12 protein-coding genes, 1 pseudogene and 2 CRISPR repeat arrays are annotated in these 19,760 nt (G+C 67.5%); of the genes and pseudogenes, 9 read left to right on the top strand and 4 right to left on the bottom strand.

All coding sequences use genetic code 11. The features are described 5' to 3' along the window. Positions 1–105 precede the first annotated feature (105 nt). The 8 genes from V9G04_16870 (at position 106) to cas1e (ending at position 8,812) form a co-directional block, all read left to right on the top strand. Positions 106–1,752, top strand: coding sequence for a CRISPR-associated endonuclease Cas3'' (locus tag V9G04_16870; GenBank protein ID MEI2714909.1), 1,647 nt, complete (start codon positions 106–108; stop codon positions 1,750–1,752). Continuing rightward, a complete protein-coding gene (locus V9G04_16875) occupies positions 1,673–2,923 on the top strand; it encodes a hypothetical protein (GenBank protein ID MEI2714910.1) in 1,251 nt (416 codons plus the stop codon). Before V9G04_16870 ends, V9G04_16875 begins: the two co-directional genes overlap by 80 nt. Beyond that, positions 2,920–4,473: a type I-E CRISPR-associated protein Cse1/CasA gene (locus V9G04_16880; GenBank protein ID MEI2714911.1), complete on the top strand. Its 1,554-nt coding sequence runs from the start codon at positions 2,920–2,922 to the stop codon at positions 4,471–4,473. Before V9G04_16875 ends, V9G04_16880 begins: the two co-directional genes overlap by 4 nt. Next, positions 4,470–5,042, top strand: coding sequence for a type I-E CRISPR-associated protein Cse2/CasB (gene casB / locus V9G04_16885; GenBank protein MEI2714912.1), 573 nt, complete (start codon positions 4,470–4,472; stop codon positions 5,040–5,042). The genes V9G04_16880 and casB overlap by 4 nt, the downstream gene beginning before the upstream one ends. Before the next feature lie 22 nt (positions 5,043–5,064). Then, positions 5,065–6,213, top strand: a complete 1,149-nt coding sequence (locus V9G04_16890; GenBank protein ID MEI2714913.1) for a type I-E CRISPR-associated protein Cas7/Cse4/CasC — start codon at positions 5,065–5,067, stop codon at positions 6,211–6,213. Then, positions 6,210–6,938, top strand: a complete 729-nt coding sequence (gene cas5e / locus V9G04_16895) for a type I-E CRISPR-associated protein Cas5/CasD (protein MEI2714914.1) — start codon at positions 6,210–6,212, stop codon at positions 6,936–6,938. Before V9G04_16890 ends, cas5e begins: the two co-directional genes overlap by 4 nt. After that, positions 6,935–7,681 (top strand): type I-E CRISPR-associated protein Cas6/Cse3/CasE, encoded by a 747-nt coding sequence (locus V9G04_16900; GenBank protein ID MEI2714915.1) that lies wholly within the window; start codon positions 6,935–6,937, stop codon positions 7,679–7,681. The genes cas5e and V9G04_16900 overlap by 4 nt, the downstream gene beginning before the upstream one ends. A gap of 129 nt (positions 7,682–7,810) precedes the next feature. After that, complete coding sequence (gene cas1e, locus V9G04_16905; GenBank protein ID MEI2714916.1) at positions 7,811–8,812, top strand: type I-E CRISPR-associated endonuclease Cas1e; 1,002 nt, start codon at positions 7,811–7,813, stop codon at positions 8,810–8,812. Between the two features lie 427 nt (positions 8,813–9,239). Then, positions 9,240–10,703: direct repeats of the CRISPR family, unit length 29 nt; unit sequence GTGCTCCCCGCGCAAGCGGGGGTGAGTCC. A 100-nt stretch (positions 10,704–10,803) separates the two neighbouring features. Here the strand turns inward: cas1e and V9G04_16910 are convergent. Then, positions 10,804–10,929, bottom strand: a complete 126-nt coding sequence (locus tag V9G04_16910; GenBank protein MEI2714917.1) for an ATP-binding protein — start codon at positions 10,927–10,929, stop codon at positions 10,804–10,806. Between V9G04_16910 and V9G04_16915 the strand changes: the two genes are divergently transcribed. Beyond that, entirely contained in the window at positions 10,916–11,422 is a 507-nt protein-coding gene (locus tag V9G04_16915) for a hypothetical protein (GenBank protein MEI2714918.1), read from the top strand. The two genes, V9G04_16910 and V9G04_16915, sit on opposite strands and share 14 nt — an antisense overlap. Before the next feature lie 197 nt (positions 11,423–11,619). Here V9G04_16915 and istA read toward each other — a convergent pair. From istA to V9G04_16930, 3 genes and pseudogenes are all read right to left on the bottom strand, one after another. Next, a pseudogene (istA, locus tag V9G04_16920) lies at positions 11,620–12,850 on the bottom strand (IS21 family transposase). Positions 12,851–12,913: 63 nt separating this feature from the next. Continuing rightward, positions 12,914–17,395: a CRISPR direct-repeat array (repeat unit 29 nt; unit sequence GTGCTCCCCGCGCAAGCGGGGGTGAGTCC). Positions 17,396–17,477: 82 nt separating this feature from the next. Then, positions 17,478–18,104 carry an LLM class flavin-dependent oxidoreductase gene (locus V9G04_16925; protein MEI2714919.1) on the bottom strand — a complete coding sequence of 209 codons (627 nt, stop codon included), beginning with the start codon at positions 18,102–18,104 and terminating at the stop codon, positions 17,478–17,480. A 299-nt stretch (positions 18,105–18,403) separates the two neighbouring features. Then, positions 18,404–19,648 (bottom strand): ATP-binding protein, encoded by a 1,245-nt coding sequence (locus V9G04_16930; GenBank protein ID MEI2714920.1) that lies wholly within the window; start codon positions 19,646–19,648, stop codon positions 18,404–18,406. Positions 19,649–19,760: the final 112 nt, after the last annotated feature.

The raw sequence follows: 19,760 nt of genomic DNA on the forward strand, positions 1-19,760 counted from the left end.
TCACCGAGCGCGGCGAAGGCACTGCGTGTTGACCGTCGACGTGAGAAAAGACTGAATCGTGCTATCCCCAAACATCCACGGCAAGGACCCTGAGCATGTGCCGGCGTGCACGGGTCCTATCCCTTGCTGTGCCACCTCCTCGACACCGCCCTTGTCGCAGGAATCCTCTGGGACACTCGGGTCCGACCGGGACTCCGGGAGCGCATCTGCACGATTCTCGGCGTCGATGACGCGACAGCCCGTCAGGTCATGATGCTGGCCGCTGGCCTGCACGACATCGGCAAGGCCAATCCGTTCTTCCAATACCAAGAGCGAGTTGGCGCCACTTCGGACTTCGCGGCGCAACTACAAGAGTTGCTCGACCTGCCCTCGACGCCCTGGCGTCTCAGGGAGCGGCTCAACTCCGACCCGATCCACCCACTACGGCGCCACGAGTTCATCTCCCACCGCATCGTCACGGGAAAGTGGGCCTGGGAGGAGGACCTAATCCGCGAGGATGGTTGGCTCGGGGTGCTCGTGGGGGGACACCATGGCTACTGGCGCGCCCCTGAATTTCATAACACGCCCGTAGGACTAGACCCGACCAACGCCACCATGATCGCTGGGTGGGCAGAGCAACAGGGCGAGTTGCTCGCACACATTGAGCGCGTGATCGGTCTTCGTTGCGGTGACGTCCCGCTCCTCGATGGTGCGGCTGCATTGGTCCCGTTCATCACGATGTCTGGACTGCTGACCCTCTCCGACTGGATCGCCTCGGACGACATCATGGTGGAGCGCGGCAAGGAGTTGTGGACGGCGATGGCGCCCCACGAGTCGGTCGAGGCATCGCAGCTGTGGCTGCACCAGCGCAGATCCGAGTTCGAGGAGCACGTGCTTGCGTCCCTTGGGCCAGTCGCAACGGTGACCCGCGAGTGCATGACGCAAGCAGTGATGGGTGACTTCGCACCTCGACCGCTCCAGGCGGAGGCGATGTCATTGTCGCCCGACGATGACCCAGGACTGTGGATCTGCATGTACCCCACGGGCGACGGCAAGACCGAGGCCGCCCTCCTGCGCGGAGCGGTGGACTCGACGGAGGGCTTCATCTTCGGTCTCCCGACGCTCGCGACCACCGACGCGATGGAGGGACGCCTTCAGGAGATTGCGCGGAGGTTGCCGTCGGGTGACTCCCTTCCGCTCATCAAGTCCCACCAGATGGCCGACCATATGCGCCCACTCGCGGAGGGCGGTGAGGATGACGGATGCGCCGGCAACGCCACGACGTGGTATTCCGCAGCGATCCGCAAACTGATGGCTCCCAATGTCGTGTCGACAGTCGATCAGGTCCTCGCGGGTGCACTCGCGCGTCGCCACATCACATTGCGGTTGTTCGGGCTGGCCAACCACCACGTGATCCTCGACGAGGTCCACACCTACGACGCCTATCAGACCGAGCCTCCTGATCGAGTTGCTCTACTGGTGGGGAGCGTGCCGGGCACGCGTCACGTTGCTGTCAGCCACGCTGCCCAGCACCCACATGCGCCAGATGGTCCAGGCCTACAAGGCAGGCGTACGCGGTGCCGCATTCGAGGCTGTGTCCGACGAAGTCGCCGGTCTGAGTTCGGAGTTCCCGTCCACGGTCCATGTCTCGGCGACCGATGGAGAACACTCGATCCGCTCTCCCCAGGCACCCGTGCGGGAGCCGCAACCGACACTCGTCGAACTGCCCTCGACGATCCGCCGTCGCGAGGAGCGCGTTCCTTCGCACATTGACTGGGCCAGAGCCAAGACGTCCTCCCATCCCACGAGCCCGATCGCGATCTTCACCAACGTCGTTGCCGATTGCGTCCAGATCGCTGCGGCGCTGCTCGACGACCCCGCGGTCACGACGACTCACGAGGTTCTGTGCCTGCACTCCGGGCTCGCGGCTGCACACCGTCAATCGGTTGAGCGTCGGTTGGCCGAGCGAGCCGGTCATGAGGCCCACGTCGCAGGGTTCGGTCCCCGGTCCAAGCCGGTTCTCGTGATCGGCACCCAGGTGATCCAGGCATCCCTCGACTTCGATGTCGACTTTGCAGCCACTGACCTGGCGCCCGCTGCTGACCTGATCCAGCGTCTCGGACGGGTGTGGCGGTTCGAGGGGAGTCTTGTCGATGTTCCGTTGCGTGGGGGCCGCCTCGAGGCAGGCGCGCGGCGCACCCTGCGCGTCGTCCCCGTCGTCGACGAGCACGGGCAGACGTCGGTCCGAGGCGACCTCCCCTATCTGTCGGCCATTCAGCGACGCACCTTGCTGACGTTGCGCAACGAGATCGCTCGTGATCCGTGCGTGGACGTGTTCGAGTTCTCCCAGCCGTGGGTTGACGCCGCCTATGACAAGGATCCGACTGCGTTGTTGTCGGAGCAAGACGCCATTGTCGCGGCTGCGACCCAGGAACTCGTGGCAGGGATGGCCCGCGTCAACGCGTCGCAACGCTCCCGGGCCGCGCTGGCGAGGAGCAACGCGTTGGGTGGACGCCCACTTCTTCCGACTAGTGCAAGCCCTCTGTGGAGGGACCTGCACCACCTGTCGAAGATCCCCGATGACGACGATCTGATGAACACGCGCTATGTCGAGCAGCAGACGCGTCGGGTGATCCTCGTCGACTCGTCGGGGGACTCCTTCTATTGGGATGCGGAGCACGCGGCGCCGGTGGAGTTTCCGCGGCTGACGGCCGCCGAGGTGAGTGCGCTTGACAGAGTTGAAGCCAGTACACTAGGTAACATGTCCTTGAAGATTCCGGCAGCGTTCACTACCGTAGTCGGAGAAGCCATCGGATTCGCATCGCCTGTGTGGAACCCGATGGCGAAGTCCCTGACCCATACCCCTCCCCTCGACCTGGCGCTGCTGCGTGGCCAAGTCGTCTACCACCCCCACCTGGGACTGATCCGGAAGGAAGGACCATGAGGTACAACGCATGGACAGACCCTTGGGTGCCGGTCCGAGGAGCCGATGGTGAGGAGTACGTCCTCTCGCTACGCGACCTGCTCGCCCGTGCCCCCGAGTTGTCGGGACTCGGGCCCGGTTTGACCCCTCTCGATCTGGATTCTCTCTATCGTTTTCTTCCCAGCATCTTCGCCGTGGCATATCGCGTGGTGCGCGAAGAGGACCGGGACGGCTCCTATCGGATCCCGACCTATGCGCTGGACCTGATCGGGGACACGTTCGGGGAGAGGTTCGAGTTGTTCGGCGAGCGTCCTTTCCTCCAGCGGTGGGACAAGACCTATGACGACCTGCTCGCCGTAGTCCCAGCCAAGAAGTCGGTGCTCGACATCATCAAACCGATCGAGCAGCTCCACCCGCACGTTCCGGGTGGTAGTTCCTCGCAGTGGGCTGTACGAAGAGATGAGCGCTCGTTGGCTGACCCGGCAGGGATCACCCTGCAGTTGGTCACCACGTGGTTCCAGACCAAGAACGGCAATGGGACTGACCCGTGGAAGGGCAAGGTCCTCAAGGGGAGCGCCGGCACTTGGCACGTCAATCCGTTCGCGGTCCATCTGTCCGACCCGGGGAACCTGGCCCGCACCATTGCCGCGAACACGCCCGAGGGATGGCTCGATCGAGACGACTTGCCCCTCTACCTCGATCACGCAGGGCTGCCCGACGACTTCGGCTCAGCGGCCAAGGAGTCGGTCACCAGGTTCACCTACGCCAAGACTCTCCCCCTGCTGGTTGTCGTGGAAGGTGAGGTGGCGGGGTTTGTCTTGGGTGAGGACACTGAAATCGCCGTGCCCGCCCTGGAGATGGACGACAAGGCCAGTCTGGGCGCGGTCCACGCCGACGACCACACCCGCCTTTACGTGTCGTCGGTCAAGAAGGCAAAGACAGGCGACACCACCGTCGAGCGAAAGCCACGAGGGTCATTCGGTGCCCGACTGTCGTCGACCGAGGGTTTCGAGCGGTGGTTCCGCGCGGACTACGGCATCAGCGGAGCCCTGGCTGAGTGGCGGTCTCTCGGGCGCGTCCATACCGTCTCGACGAGGGACCAGGCAGGCTGGAATCTCTCGATCCTCAGCGAGACGACGGACGGCAAGGGCACGCGTACGTGGGCGGCCTGGGACGAAGTGCCACTGCTGTTCGGCTCTGCAGACGGCCGCCTTCTGCTCGAGATCCAAGAGCTCTTCAGCTTTGCGGCGCGATGCCGCGGCACCTTTGTGTCGTGCGCGCGGACTGCCACGGGTGACAGCAAAGCCCCACCGTTGGCCGTTGTGGGCCAGGCTGCGTTCTACGCCGCGATTATGCCCGTCGTAGCCGACCTCGAGTACGCAGTCACTAGCGGCTCCCTGGACTCGATGGCCAAATACTACCGCCGTGTGGCTGACGCAGCGGTCCGCGAGTTCGACGCCGCGACCAATCCGATCCTGACCCCCGCGCGGGTGGCCGATGTTGCGAAGGCTCGCGGCGACTTCCGTCGCTACACCTACAGCGCCTTGAAGAAGATCCAGGAGTTCGCATGACCGACACACAACCGACTGGGCTGCCCGAGGAGGCAGTCAGCGCCAGCCTCATGGCCGTCGTCAACAAGCGAGTGGCAGCCAATGCCGTGCCGGGGTCCAATGCCTACTCCGGTTGGCTGGCGGCAATCCGCTCTGCGATCACGCCGACCGGCGAGGCGATGGCCATCGCCCAGGCCGCCCCTTGGCTCCGAGGGATGGGAGACCGCCGACGGTCGGCCGAGTTGCGCGCTGCGGCCATCCGGGCGATCAACAAGGACGTGAGGCAAGCCGCGTCAGGCACCTACCTGCCCTTGGGGCGCTCCTTCGCCCGCCTCGACCGGATCGAGGGCGGTGGTTCCATCGCGCAGCAAGTGGCGGTCCTGCCGCTGCTCAACGTCGACGGAGCGGCCTTGGTCCTCAACGGACTCATCGGTCGCTGCGGAGAACACGGCGTCCCGGTCAACTTCTTCAACTTGGCTGATGTCCTCGTCCGCTGGGGCAAGCAGTCCAGTGCCGCTGCGGCGCGGGGCCGCACCCAGATCGTCCTCGACTTCCACCTGAGCGGCGACTCGCCCTCACCCACCGCCTGAACCCTCACAGAAAGCCGTCACCATGCCGTTTCTCACCGTCCACGTCCTGCGTGCCTTGCCGATGCACAACCTCAATCGCGACCAGAACGGGCTGCCCAAGTCCCAGTTCGATGGCGGCATCCAGCGCGGCCGCCTGTCCAGCCAGTCGATCAAGCGCCCAGCTCGCATTGCGTTCCGGGAAGCTGTCCAAGCGCTGCCGGACGCGCCGAGCTCGATCCGCACGATGGACTCGCACGCAGCGAAGAAGGCAGTTGAAATCGCCGAAGCTTTCGCTATGCAGGCAGGGGTGGCGTTCGACGTGGCAGTCGCCACGAAGACGGCGGATTCCGTCGTCAAGTCGCTCGCCAAAGCTGGCAAGAAGGAGGAATCGGATAGCAGCGACACCGCGACAGACAAGAAGGACAACATTCTGCTGTTCTCCGAAGCTGAGATCGAGACCCTCGCCCAGGCGCTCGTGGACGCGCAGAATGGTGCGGAGGAGCCCACGGTTGACGACTTCATCCTCGACTTCAGGTCGCCGTCGCTGGATGTCGCCGCTTTCGGACGCATGTTCGCCGCAAAGGCCAGCAAGTCCACCCAGGCAGCGGTGGCTGTTTCACACGCCGTCATGACCCATGAGATGCCGCTCACGATCGACTACTTCACGGCGGTCGATGAGTTCGAGGACAAGCGCGACAGCGCGGGTGCTGGCCACTTGGGCTTGGCCTACTACACCTCGGGCGTCTACTACTCGACCTTCACGATCGACCCTGCCCAGTTCGTGCGCTCTTGGTCGGGCATCAACTCAACCACAGCGCGGGCGCAGCTCGAGGCGCTGATCAAGTCGCTGATCGAGGCCCTGCCGACAGGCAAGCTCACCAATACGAACGCTCACACCAAGCCGGTCCTGGTCCTGGCGGAGAACCAGCGCAGTCGCACCGTCTACGAGTTCGAGACGCCGGTCCTGGCCGGGCCGGATGGTGGTTACACCGCACCGTCCATCCAGGCGCTTGCCGCGCAGGCGCGTCAGGCGCGGACCTACGACGCGGACAACTACCTCGACACGGTTCTCTTCAACCGTTCTGAGGTGGCAGCCACCCTTGAGGGAGTTGAGGCCGCCGCGTCGATTGACGAACTCGCCAGCCGTGTGGCCGAGCTCGTCATGCAGTCCCTGGGCGGCGACGGATCGTGACCGTGCTCTTGTTGCGATTGGCGGCGCCACTCCAGTCCTGGAGTGGATATCGCCATCAGGTCAACATGGCCTCTGTGGTGCCGACGGAAGCCATGCCGCGCAAGTCGGCGCTCAATGGATTGATCGGCGCTGCGCTGGGTCCTGTCGATCGCGGCCATGGCTCAGCCCGCGACCTTGAGGCGATCGGGGAGCGCTACACACTCCATGTGCGGGTCGAGCGACGAAACGCCGCAACGGAGGACTTCCAGGTACTTGCAGCGCTGCCACATGCCGCGTCCGTTGTCGCAGAGCGTTCGCATCGTGTGGCGACGGCAAGCGTGGAGAGATTCCCAGCGAACCGAGATCGCGGCAATTTCCCAACCACGGTTTCGCGGCGTGACTTCCTTGCCCACTCGGAGTTCGTCGTGGCGATTGAGAGTGATTATGACACGGCGACGGCATGGCTCACAGCACTGCGTAATCCGGTCTTCATGCCCTACTTTGGTAGGCGCTCCTGCGCACCCACGTTCCCGTTCGTGCTGGGCATGCACCGCGGGTCGGTCGAAGAGGTCTTCTCGAGATTGCCCCACGTCAACCTCTATCGCCAGGGCACGAATCTGCTGGGGTACGCCGTACATGGTGATTACGACCGCCACCAAGCGGTTAAACACCCCACCCCCTATTCCCCAGCGTTTGTCGGCGCTCGTGAAGACCAACTGGCGTGGGTGAAGGAGAACCTGTCATGACGCTTCAGCCCAGCACTGCGGCCAAGACGGGGATCTTCTGGACTCAGTTTCCAGCGGTCTCCCTGACTGGCTCGGATGGCAAGCCGGTCGACTGGTCAGACCACAAGGCAGCACACCGCGCGGTCAGCCGGATGTTTCCCCCGAAGCTTCCGGGTGCTCCTGGCCGTCGGCGTGCTGAGAGCGGGATTCTCTATCGCGTGGATGCGCTCGGCCCGGCTGGCGAACCGACTGTCTTGGTTCAGTCGCAGGTGTTGCCTGAGCTCACGCCCGTCAGTCATCGCACGACCGAGGTGTCGCGCCGTGCCTGGGTCGTCGAGTCGGGCGCTCGAGTCGCCTTCCGGCTCGCCGTCAACCCCGTGAGTCGCACCACGCGCTATTTCACCGATGCCGACAAGAAGTCGCCCGCCGACTGGTCCAACCAGTCGGGCGCTGCAGTGCCCCGGGGGGACGGCGGTCGGCGCGTACGAGCCCACGCCAAGCGCACCGAACGGGTTGTCCCGGTTGACCAGATGGGCGTGTGGTTGGCCGACAAGCTTGCCGGAGCGCTGGGCGAGGTGGAGATCGTCAACCACTTCCGGGACCGATCGATGTCCGGTCTTCACCTGGTCGTGGTCGATACCTTCGATGGCCTCGCAACCGTCGAGGACCCTGAGGCCCTGCAGCGCCTGCGCATGGTCGGGGTGGGGCGGGCCAAATCTTATGGGTGCGGGCTGCTGACGCTGGTGCGTGTGGGCGAGCGTTAGCGTGTGTCTGCCAGCGGGTCGGGTGTCTCTCCCACGGCCGACGACGTCTCACCGGAAAGTCTGGATGACGTGGGGTGATTCGATGTTCGCCAGCGGAAGTCGATGCTCTCCGCGCAAGCGGAGCACTTCATGAGGACGCCCGATTCGCTGGCCAGGCCCAACAGCGGGAGATCAGGCGCCTACTCGCTCACCCGGATCAGCGATCGGATCTCATTCCTCTACCTCGATCACTGCCGCGTCGAGCAGGACGACAACGGCACCCACACGCGCATGGAGACCGAGGATGGTGTCGTCTACACGACGTACCTCCCCACCGCTGCAATCGCTTGCTTGATGCTGGGCCCGGGGACGTCGATCAGCGCGCCAGCCGCGGCCGCTCTGGCTCGCAACGGCTGTTGCATCCTGATGACCGGGGCGGGTGCTGTGCGACTCTATTCGGCGTGGTCGCCGCTGTCGGGCTCGACCGCGTTGCTCAACGCTCAGGCCAAGGCCTCGTCCGATCCAGAACTGCGCTCGCAGCTGGCGGCTCGGATGATCCGGATGCGCTTCCCTGAAGCGGTGATTCCGGAGAGGAACTCAGATGGTAGTGCGGTGCGCTTGGAGCAACTGCGCGGAATCGAAGGCGCTCGGATGAAGGCCGTCTATCAACTGGAGGCTAGTCGTCGTCGGTTGACCGGCTGGCGACGGCGCAGCAGCGACTACGACGGTACGGGCCCTCTGGACGCCGTGAACGAAGCCTTGAACTACGCCAACACCGCGCTCTACGGACTGTGCCTGGCCGTGGTCTGTGCTCTGGGAATGAGCCCTGGGCTCGGCATTATCCATCAGGGAAACCCACGTGCATTCGTCCTGGACCTTGCTGATCTCTACAAGGCGGAGATCACGATTCCGCTGGCCTTCAGGCAGGTCAAGTCCGCTGCTCCAGGGGCCACAGTGATGGAGGAACTGCGAGACGACTTCAGATTGTTGCGCCTCCTGCCGCGCATCGTCGATGACGTGCATCGCCTGCTCTCCGTCGAACCCGAGGCTGTGGGCGAGTGGGATGAGAAGGCACTGTCGCTGTGGGGCTCCGGAGGCATGCTGGTCCCTGCGGGGCACAACCGGCATGGCCGGGATGAGGGCTTCTCATGAAGGTCGTGACCACTCTGGTGTCCTCCTCGCTCCCGCCAGGCTTACGCGGAGCTCTCAACCAGTGGATGCTCGAAGTCCTGCCTGGCATCTATGTCGGCCGGGTCAGTGCTCGCATCCGGAGGCATCTGTGGATGATGCTCACCGAGTCATTGATCGAGGTCCCCGAGGCCTACGCCGCCCTGATTGTGCAGGACGACTCTGAGCAGGGATTCCGCATTGAGTCTTTCGGGCCTCACCCATACCAAGTTCACGACCACGCTGGCGTCCAGTTGGTAACCGTTCGGCGCGATCGGCGCCCCATGTCTGGTGATCAGGTAGGCCTGCCCGATCCTTCGTGGTGACACCGTGGATGGCACTCGGACCGGTGATCTCGCGAAAATGTGACAGCCGGAGGCGAGTGTCGCGCTAACGTACCAGGTCAAAGAGGGTGCTCCCCGCGCAAGCGGGGGTGAGTCCCTCGAGCCACGGCGCTGCGTCGACGGCCGCGCCGGCGCGCCGTGCTCCCCGCGCAAGCGGGGGTGAGTCCCTGCGCTGCCGAGCTGCCGGCAACTCCGGCGTCGTGCTCCCCGCGCAAGCGGGGGTGAGTCCGTGTCGCTCGTGTGACGGGCGCCCCGCGTGACCGTGCTCCCCGCGCAAGCGGGGGTGAGTCCCCGACGCGCGAGCGCTCGGTACTCGCGGAGCTCGAGTGCTCCCCGCGCAAGCGGGGGTGAGTCCATCGAGACCGGGGCGATGCACCGGCACGCCACGCGTGCTCCCCGCGCAAGCGGGGGTGAGTCCCGCGCCGCGGGCGACGAGCGTCGGCCGCCCGGGCGGTGCTCCCCGCGCAAGCGGGGGTGAGTCCGAGCGACACGCTGCCGCAGGCCGCGCCGACGCAGTGCTCCCCGCGCAAGCGGGGGTGAGTCCGACCTCCAGCGCGGCGACGGCGCGTCGCGCGGTCCTGTGCTCCCCGCGCAAGCGGGGGTGAGTCCCCAGCGGCCCACGCGTCACCGAGGTCACCGACCGGTGCTCCCCGCGCAAGCGGGGGTGAGTCCCAGCGCTAGACCCGCTCGCCATGGGCACCGATGCCGCCGTGCTCCCCGCGCAAGCGGGGGTGAGTCCGGCCTCGCCTCCCACGCCCCGATGGGGTCCGGGTGCTCCCCGCGCAAGCGGGGGTGAGTCCGTAGACGCTGCGCCATCCGTCGCCGAGCGCGGGTGCTCCCCGCGCAAGCGGGGGTGAGTCCGTCCTCAAGCGGTCCCTCGACGCCGGCGCCACGTGCTCCCCGCGCAAGCGGGGGTGAGTCCGGGACGCCGTTGGCGGGGTGGCCGATGGTGACGTGCTCCCCGCGCAAGCGGGGGTGAGTCCAAGGACGACGTCGCCGGCAAGGGCCACGACTCGTGCTCCCCGCGCAAGCGGGGGTGAGTCCCGCGTCGTCCCTCCCCTCGAGGAGGCCCTCGCGTGCTCCCCGCGCAAGCGGGGGTGAGTCTCCCGCGCGTCCGGCAAGACCGCGGCCGTAAGGGTGCTCCCCGCGCAAGCGGGGGTGAGTCCTCTCGCCAACACCGTCGACGGCGAGACCGTCGGTGCTCCCCGCGCAAGCGGGGGTGAGTCCGAGGGCGTCGCTGGTGACGGTGTTGTGGTGGGGTGCTCCCCGCGCAAGCGGGGGTGAGTCCCTCGGTGGCACTGGGATGCGGTGGGGCGAAGCGTGCTCCCCGCGCAAGCGGGGGTGAGTCCCCCCGGCCGCCGGGCAGGACACCCCTGATGTTGTGCTCCCCGCGCAAGCGGGGGTGAGTCCGTGCCGCTGCCGGTGATCCAAGCCCGGCTCGGGTGCTCCCCGCGCAAGCGGGGGTGAGTCCCCGCCGTGACCGCCGGGGCAGCGGAGGCTGTGGTGCTCCCCGCGCAAGCGGGGGTGAGTCCCTGCCGACCTCCATCGGCAGGACCGCGAGCGCGTGCTCTGTCGACGGCGCTCCAAAGCTGGTCGTTCTCGGCGCTTGAAAAGTGAGCGGTGTTGCCGAGTCTAGGGCTCGGTCTGGTCGGTGGTGGCGCGGATGCTGGGCAGGCTGTCGATGCCCCTGCCGCGCAGTCGGTAGCTGGCGCCCTTGAGCGTCAGCACATCTGCGTGGTGGACGATGCGGTCGATCATCGCCGCGGCGACGGCCTGGTCGCCGAACACGCCGCCCCAGCCGCTGAACGGAAGGTTGGATGGTGAGGATCAGGGAGGCGTGTTCGTAGCGGCTGGACACGAGTTGGAAGAACAGGTTCGCGGCGTCCTGTTCGAAGGGCAGGTAGCCGACCTCGTCGACGATGATCAGCCCGTAGCGGCGCAGCCGGGTGAGCTCTTGGGGCAGCCTGCCGGCCCGGTGGGCGTCGGTGAGTCGGGTGACCCACTCTGTCGCGGTTGCGAACAGGACGCGGTGGCCGTGTCGTGCGGCGGCGACGCCCAGGGCGGTGGCCAGATGGGTCTTCCCGGTCCCGGGCGGGCCGAGCAGGACGACGTTGCGTGCCTCGGTCAGGAACCCGCCCGATGCCAGCGCGCCGACCTGGGGGCGGACGGTTGGTTGGGCGTCGAAGTCGAAGTCTTCCAGCGTCTTCACGGCACCGAACCCGGCGGCGCGGATCCGGAGCTGTGCACCTGAGGCGTTGCGGGCGCTGACTTCTCGTTCCAAGACCGCAGCCAGATAGTCCTCGTGGGTCCAGCCGGCGTCGCGGGCCTGGTCGGCCAGCCGGACGGCGGCCTCGGTGATCCGGGGCGCTTTGAGGGCCGCAGCGAGGTAGGTGATCTGCTTGACGGCCTCGGTACTGGCTGCCTTGGCGGCGTTCTTCGTGGTGGCCATCAGATGATCTCCTCCCAACCACCGGTGCCGCCGCTGATCCCGAAGGCGCGGTCGTAGTCGGACAGGTCCCGCACCAGGTCATCGCCAGCGGCCGCGCGGGCGCTGGGCTGTTGGAACTGTTTGCGCAGCCAGCCGGCGACCTCGACATGTGCCGGGTCGGTGACCGTGGTTCCTCTGGCCCAGGCGCGGGCATGCTCGGCCACGATCCGGCCCTCGGCGCGGACCCGGACGCAGTCGAGGTCGGCGGCCACGTCGACCATCCGGCCGATCACCTGCGGGTCGACGGAGTAGTCGTTGGTGTCGAGGCGGACGTAGTAGTCGCGGCCCAGCCGGATCTTGTTGCGCCACCCCAGGTGCAGCGGAATCGGCGGCAGCGGCAACATCGCCGCCCGGTCGGCGTCAATCAAATCGCTCGGCGCGGCCTTGATCGTGCGGACCGTCCGGGCGTTCGCCTGGCCCAGCCAGTCGGTGAACTGGGTGTTGAAGTCGGCCGGTGAGGTGAACGTGCGACCTGGCATAAAGGAGGTCTCGAACCAGCCGTTGCGGCGTTCCACCACGCCCTTGGACTCAGGGTCTCGCGGCGGCAGCAGCACGAGCTTGGTGGCCAGGGTGCCCATGAACGCGGCGACACCCTCGGCGCGACGCTGGGCCGCGCCCGATGCCGGGCTCGTTGTCCCAGATCAGCCGCCGCGGGACCCGGCCCAGTTGCTGGATCAGCTCCCACGAGCCCAGCAGCAGGTCCTCGGTCTTCCGCGTCGGGATCATCCGTGCGGTCACGAACCGCGAATGTGCCGCAGTGATCACCAGCACCGGCAACAGCTTCGTGGTGCCGTCCTCGAGCGGGATCTTCCTGGGCGGGAACCACAGATCGCACTGCGCCGCGTCACCCGCAGTCCAAGTGATCCGATCCGCGGGGTCGACGGGGCGGTGCTCGGGACGCAGCCGCCGCACGTTCTCGCTGAACCACCGGATCGAGCCCGTCCAGCCCACCCGCTCGGCCAGCACCGTGGCCGGCATGTCCGGAACCTCGACCAACAGCGCCCGCACGTGCGGCTCGTACTCCGTGAACGACGTCGGCCCCGGCGTCCGCACGTACCGCGGCGGCGCGTCCGAATTCACCGCCTTGATGACCGTGGTCCGCGAGATCCCCAGCCGCTCAGCGATCCGCGCCTTCGGCACCCCATCCGCAGCCAGCCTTCTGATCAGCGCCCAGTCCTCCAAAGTGATCACACTCCAATCGTTGAGTGCTCACTTTTCACCGCCGAAACTGTTCAGTTTTCGAGCGCCGCCGACATGCTCCCCGCGCAAGCGGGGGTGAGTCCCACATGGAAGCCGAGCGACGTGCTCGGGGTCAGTGCTCCCCGCGCAAGCGGGGGTGAGTCCTGGCCGGAGCCGTTGCGGCCACCGAGCAGACCGTGCTCCCCGCGCAAGCGGGGGTGAGTCCCGGGGACTTTGGTGCGCGCCCGCTTCGGGTTGGTGCTCCCCGCGCAAGCGGGGGTGAGTCCGTGCAACGGTTCGCACCCGACTACATCCTCACGTGCTCCCCGCGCAAGCGGGGGTGAGTCCGGGATCACGTGTGCGCTGCCCGCCGCTTCGGTGTGCTCCCCGCGCAAGCGGGGGTGAGTCCTGGAAGGTCAGCATCATCACTGCTGGCAACACGTGCTCCCCGCGCAAGCGGGGGTGAGTCCTTCATCATCGGCACCGGCTGGCGCATCGGCGAGTGCTCCCCGCGCAAGCGGGGGTGAGTCCCTCCCCAGAAAGAGGAAGACGAGATGACCATCGTGCTCCCCGCGCAAGCGGGGGTGAGTCCGAGGTCTACGAAGCGCTGGTGCCCGGCACGACGTGCTCCCCGCGCAAGCGGGGGTGAGTCCCGGCAGGCGGTCGAAAGACTGGCGGGCCAGTGGTGCTCCCCGCGCAAGCGGGGGTGAGTCCCACCAAGTGCCAGCCGACCAGGTCACGCTGCAGTGCTCCCCGCGCAAGCGGGGGTGAGTCCCAGCGACGACGCGTCTTTCGATGGTGGGATGAGTGCTCCCCGCGCAAGCGGGGGTGAGTCCGACGAGCCGGTCACGGTGAGCACGGCGGCTGGGTGCTCCCCGCGCAAGCGGGGGTGAGTCCGTGACGGTCAGGGTGTGCCAGTCGCGGTTCATGTGCTCCCCGCGCAAGCGGGGGTGAGTCCGTACGGCACCCGCCCCGGCGTGCTCGTGTCCCGTGCTCCCCGCGCAAGCGGGGGTGAGTCCTACCTGCCGCTCATCCGGCAGCGCATCGCGCGGTGCTCCCCGCGCAAGCGGGGGTGAGTCCCTGACGGTGACGGCTGCACTGGATGCGGCTGGGTGCTCCCCGCGCAAGCGGGGGTGAGTCCCGCTACGCGCCGAGCACGCTCCCTGAGCCGGAGTGCTCCCCGCGCAAGCGGGGGTGAGTCCTCCCCCGGCCGCCATGGGCGCCGAGTGTGTCTGTGCTCCCCGCGCAAGCGGGGGTGAGTCCCGTAGGCGCGAAGGCCGACATTCTCAGTCGTCGTGCTCCCCGCGCAAGCGGGGGTGAGTCTCCGGATCAGTTACTCCATTGATTTGGCTAACTGTGCTCCCCGCGCAAGCGGGGGTGAGTCCCCGTCCCCGAGCGCCGTGGTGATCGGTGTCGGGTGCTCCCCGCGCAAGCGGGGGTGAGTCCTCGGTCCCCGGCGGGCCCTTGACGTAGGGGGGGTGCTCCCCGCGCAAGCGGGGGTGAGTCCTCGGTCCCCGGCGGGCCCTTGACGTAGGGGGGGTGCTCCCCGCGCAAGCGGGGGTGAGTCCTCGCAAGCATTGTTGCGCGTGCCAAGCGGGCGGTGCTCCCCGCGCAAGCGGGGGTGAGTCCTCGTCGGCCTCGCCGTCCCCTACGGCGAAGAAGTGCTCCCCGCGCAAGCGGGGGTGAGTCCGTCTTCGGGGCCGTGGACTTGATCCGGGCAGGGTGCTCCCCGCGCAAGCGGGGGTGAGTCCTGCCAAGGCGTCACCGCGGGCACCGACCGGGTGTGCTCCCCGCGCAAGCGGGGGTGAGTCCCACGACGCCGTCGACGTCGTGATCCACCTACCGTGCTCCCCGCGCAAGCGGGGGTGAGTCCACGTCCGTCGTCGCAGGTTTCGGGCAGTGGGCGTGCTCCCCGCGCAAGCGGGGGTGAGTCCCCCGCCGATGCCTGCGCGGCCAATGCCGTCATGTGCTCCCCGCGCAAGCGGGGGTGAGTCCTCGCCCGCCGACCTAACCCCGACCACCCTGGCGTGCTCCCCGCGCAAGCGGGGGTGAGTCCGGCAAGCCCACCCTCTACGGCTGGGTGTCGCTGTGCTCCCCGCGCAAGCGGGGGTGAGTCCTCGCCGCCGGGGTTGTCCCAGAGCACGGTCCAGTGCTCCCCGCGCAAGCGGGGGTGAGTCCGGCGACATCGTCCAAGACACCGACTACCAGTCGTGCTCCCCGCGCAAGCGGGGGTGAGTCCCAACTCGGGGTCGCCCACATCGTGCGCAACACGTGCTCCCCGCGCAAGCGGGGGTGAGTCCGCGTCGATGGCGATTCAGGTGCTCGCATGAGCGTGCTCCCCGCGCAAGCGGGGTGAGTCCGATCATGTTCGGTGCCCGGGAGCAGGGCTTCGGTGCTCCCCGCGCAAGCGGGGGTGAGTCCCCGCCGCGGGCGACGTGCTCGGCGTCGTCGGTGTGCTCCCCGCGCAAGCGGGGGTGAGTCCATGACCCTGGCGCTCGCGTCGTGTGACCACGAGTGCTCCCCGCGCAAGCGGGGGTGAGTCCCTGGCCAGCGAGCGCAAAGCCCGCGCCGCGGCGTGCTCCCCGCGCAAGCGGGGGTGAGTCCGCGTGGTCGTCGTTCGGGATCACGTGGTCGCAGTGCTCCCCGCGCAAGCGGGGGTGAGTCCGTGCGAGACGAGACCGGACAGGACGCGCGCAAGTGCTCCCCGCGCAAGCGGGGGTGAGTCCCTCGGAGTTCGACTGACGTGCGAATGGATCTGGTGCTCCCCGCGCAAGCGGGGGTGAGTCCCTCCGACGCCCGCGCGTCATCGGCTTCGAGCAGTGCTCCCCGCGCAAGCGGGGGTGAGTCCGGCGTGATCTACGCCGCCGGCACAGCCGAGTCGTGCTCCCCGCGCAAGCGGGGGTGAGTCCAGGTCAGGAGTGCACTCGCCGCGCTTGGTTGAGTGCTCCCCGCGCAAGCGGGGGTGAGTCCGAGCTGCGACTGCGGTCGTCCAAGTTCGGGGCGTGCTCCCCGCGCAAGCGGGGGTGAGTCCCACGGTCAGGTCGGTTCCCGGCGCCAGCGCTTGTGCTCCCCGCGCAAGCGGGGGTGAGTCCATGGTGACGCTGCGTCAGGAGATCAAGCAGGCGTGCTCCCCGCGCAAGCGGGGGTGAGTCCGCAGCGCCGCGCGCCACGATCTCCACCACGTCGTGCTCCCCGCGCAAGCGGGGGTGAGTCCGACTCGGCGTAGTCGTCGAGCGACCCAGACTCGTGCTCCCCGCGCAAGCGGGGGTGAGTCCGTTTCCGCGGTGGGGAGGAGGTAGTTGGGGGCGTGCTCCCCGCGCAAGGGGGGGTGGGTCCGGTGAAGGGGCTGCGCTCGATCTCCTGTCGGGGTGCTCCCCGCGCAAGCGGGGGTGAGTCCCACTCACTCGCACCACTAACTTGCACGCACCTGTGCTCCCCGCGCAAGCGGGGGTGAGTCCATCCCGATCCAGCGTGGGTGGATGCCGACGAGGTGCTCCCCGCGCAAGCGGGGGTGAGTCCGCGTGGGGGGTGGTCATGATCGTGCTGGGGTTGTGCTCCCCGCGCAAGCGGGGGTGAGTCCGGCGCCGCCTGGCGTGACGCGACCGGCGCGGCGTGCTCCCCGCGCAAGCGGGGGTGAGTCCACCTCGCAGCAGGAATCCGCATCGTCGGCTTCGTGCTCCCCGCGCAAGCGGGGGTGAGTCCGGGTCGCGTCCGATTGTCGCCGAGCACGTCGTGTGCTCCCCGCGCAAGCGGGGGTGAGTCCAGCCTGATCACCGCCACCATCGACGGCACCCCGTGCTCCCCGCGCAAGCGGGGGTGAGTCCAACGCCCTCAAACCCCTAGCGGGGTTCCTGATGTGCTCCCCGCGCAAGCGGGGGTGAGTCCCTGGTCGTGAGTGGTCTCCTCGCGGCCCACGAGTGCTCCCCGCGCAAGCGGGGGTGAGTCCGAAAGTGCTTACGTGCGGCGACCCCGGCGTCCGTGCTCCCCGCGCAAGCGGGGGTGAGTCCAGACAGCAGGTTGTCCAACCGTCGAGCGCGGGGTGCTCCCCGCGCAAGCGGGGGTGAGTCCCGCGGCCTCCTGGCCGTCGAGCCCCTCGCGACGTGCTCCCCGCGCAAGGGGGGTGAGTCCGAGGAGGGGGTCGGGGATCCCGTACTCGGGCAGTGCTCCCCGCGCAAGCGGGGGTGAGTCCTGCGGATCGACGCCGCGGTCGCCGCGATCAAGGTGCTCCCCGCGCAAGCGGGGGTGAGTCCTTGGTGAGGACGCCGTCGCGGCAGAGGGTGAGGTGCTCCCCGCGCAAGCGGGGGTGAGTGTCGACGGTGACGAGCCGCCGATGTATCTGCTGCTGTGCTCCCCGCGCAAGCGAGGGTGAGTCCCAGATCTCGCCGACAAAACGGGAAGCGCTCGGGTGCTCCCCGCGCAAGCGGGGGTGAGTCCCTCGACCCCACCCTGCGCTGGTCCGAAACCCTGTGCTCCCAGCGCAAGCGGGGGTGAGTCCTTCTGGCGGTCGCGAAGGCAAGCGCGCCCGGGTGTGCTCCCCGCGCAAGCGGGGTGAGCCCGACGAGACCGCAGCGGCACAGCAGATCGGCATGTTGCACAAGCGGCATATCACCCCGACCGGCGCCCCGGAGAGATGCCAGCATCAGCGCGACTTCGGCCCGAGATCACCCGCGCGACCCACCAACTCCGCGAGCGCCTCGTGACACCCCGACGCGGCGGTGGCGGGCACCAGGATGAACTCGTCATACCCCGCCGCAGCGGCCGACTCCAGCGCTGCGACGAGCGCCGACTCCGACGACACCCGCGCGGTCGCCGCCATCAACGAGGCCAGTTCAGCACCCAAGAACCCCAGATAGCGCTCGGTGAAAGCCGCCAACACGGCTCCCGCATCCGGCACCCCGAGTGCGACGAAACAGCCGGTGACCTTGCGGGGAGCAGCCGTACGCCCCGCTTCAGCCCAGCACTGATCCGCCAAGGCCGAGGCAGCCGCCATCTCGCGAGCATCCCCGGCGATCGAGAAGCCACTGATCCCATCGGCCCACCGCGCCGCGCGGGCCATCGCCTTCGGTCCCATCGCGCCCGCCAGCACGCGCGGCCCGCCGGGCTGCACACACGACGGACCCACCGGATCAGCGCCGGGGAACGGCGGCTCCCCACGCAGCAGCGCACGCAACTCGGCCACCTGGTCTTCGAGTCGCTGATGGCGCCCCACGTACGACGACCCGAGCGCGCGGTAGTCGTCCTCCCGGCCACCTACCCCGACCGCCACGTCGAGCCGGCCGTTTGAGAAGCTGATCCAGGGTCCCGATCTGCTGAGCCACCATCGCCGTCGGGTGCTGCGGGAGCACCCACAGGTTGGCGAAGATGCGTACGCGCTGGGTCACTGCCGCGCACGCGCCCAGGCTGGCTACCATCTCGGGGTTGCCGAAGGTCACTCGTTCCCCGAGCGACACACTCGAGAACGGTCCCGCGTCGGCCGCGCGAGCCCACTCCACGGTCGTGTGTGGCGCGTAGTCCGAAGCCATCTGCGGCAGAGCCAGCCCGATCTCCATAGGACGCAGTCTGACCTCACGTTGGCCGGACGTAGTGAGCCCCACGCTTCTCTCCACGGAGCTCCAGCTGGCGTGCCTCGGTTAGTCGTTTCAGAACCACGCGTGCTTGCCCCGGGCTGAGGTGACACAACTCCGCAGCTTTCCCTCTGGTGATACTCCCGAACTGGTCCACGTACGCCATGATCATGTGCTCTTGTTGGATCGGGTCTGTGTCCTGAAGGCGTACGTACTCGCTGGACTGCGCGACACGGTAGAAGGCTGCCGTCAGGTGGTGTCGTCTGTTGCGCCCCGGGCCACGCGACTCGACGAGGCCCATCTCGACTAGCCGTGCGATGTGCGTTCGGACAGCAGATTCGGTGTCGTGGAGTGCTTCGACGAGCTCGCCCGTGGTTTGAGGTCCCATGGCCTTGAGTTCATGGAGGACTTGCAGCTGTGGAAGCAGAAGCGTGCGACCGTCTGCGCCCTCGTAATCCAAGACGAACCGCACCATATCCAGATCCGCATCGCTGGTGCTGATCTGGACTATGACGGAGTTGGCGTTCGACTTTGAGTAGTCAGGACCACTCCGGCCAGTGCGCAGCAGTTGGACGTACATTTCGCGGATCCCGCGACCTGCACGGTCGACGATCCCCGCGCGCTTGAACGCCTCGGCCAAGATGGGACTTCGGGGCTTTGAATCGTCCAGGAAGTTCTTCAGTGTGATTCCAGCCGGGAACCCGCCAGGGCTTGCAACGCGGAAGGTGTTCTCGCGCAGCTGAACGGAGATGGGTCCAACCTCCGAGTAGTCACGGTGAACGAGGGCGTTCGCGATCGACTCGCGGATCGTCCCTTCAGGGACTCGAGGCACACCCACTCTGTGTAGCCCGATCATCAGTTCCTGTTCTGAGTTGCGGACCATGATGAGTTCGAACAGCCTTTCAGCTGCTCGGAACAGGGGTTGTCGGATGGTCTCGTTGGTGGTGACACTGTCGCGACGAAGCTCTTGGAAGACGGCCTCGGCCGTCGGGACGTACCGCCCGAGGGCATCTTCTGTGCCGAACAACAGAATGGCACCGATCGTGAGTGCGTTGTCGTGCTCAGGGAGGATGAGGCGAAGGCTTCGCAGCAACTCTTGGTTGCTGAGTTCCGCGAGCGTGCGGTCGCCCTTGCCAGCTGCTGCCATCTTGCGGAATCGATCGAACTCGAGTGGGTCGAGGTCGCTGGTTGAAGCCCCCCGTGCGGGCGTGGCTGCGTAGTCGCGACCCTGGGCCGTCAGACCCACGGACAGCATCCCGAACCATAGTTATGCATAGTTATGGCTCTGGCAAGGAAATGTGGTGCTCAGTTCATAAGTATGCAAATGGTACCCATTCTGAGTCGATGCGTTCGACCGG

It is taken from the genome of Nocardioides sp. (genome assembly GCA_037045645.1).
Taxonomy (GTDB): domain Bacteria; phylum Actinomycetota; class Actinomycetes; order Propionibacteriales; family Nocardioidaceae; genus Nocardioides.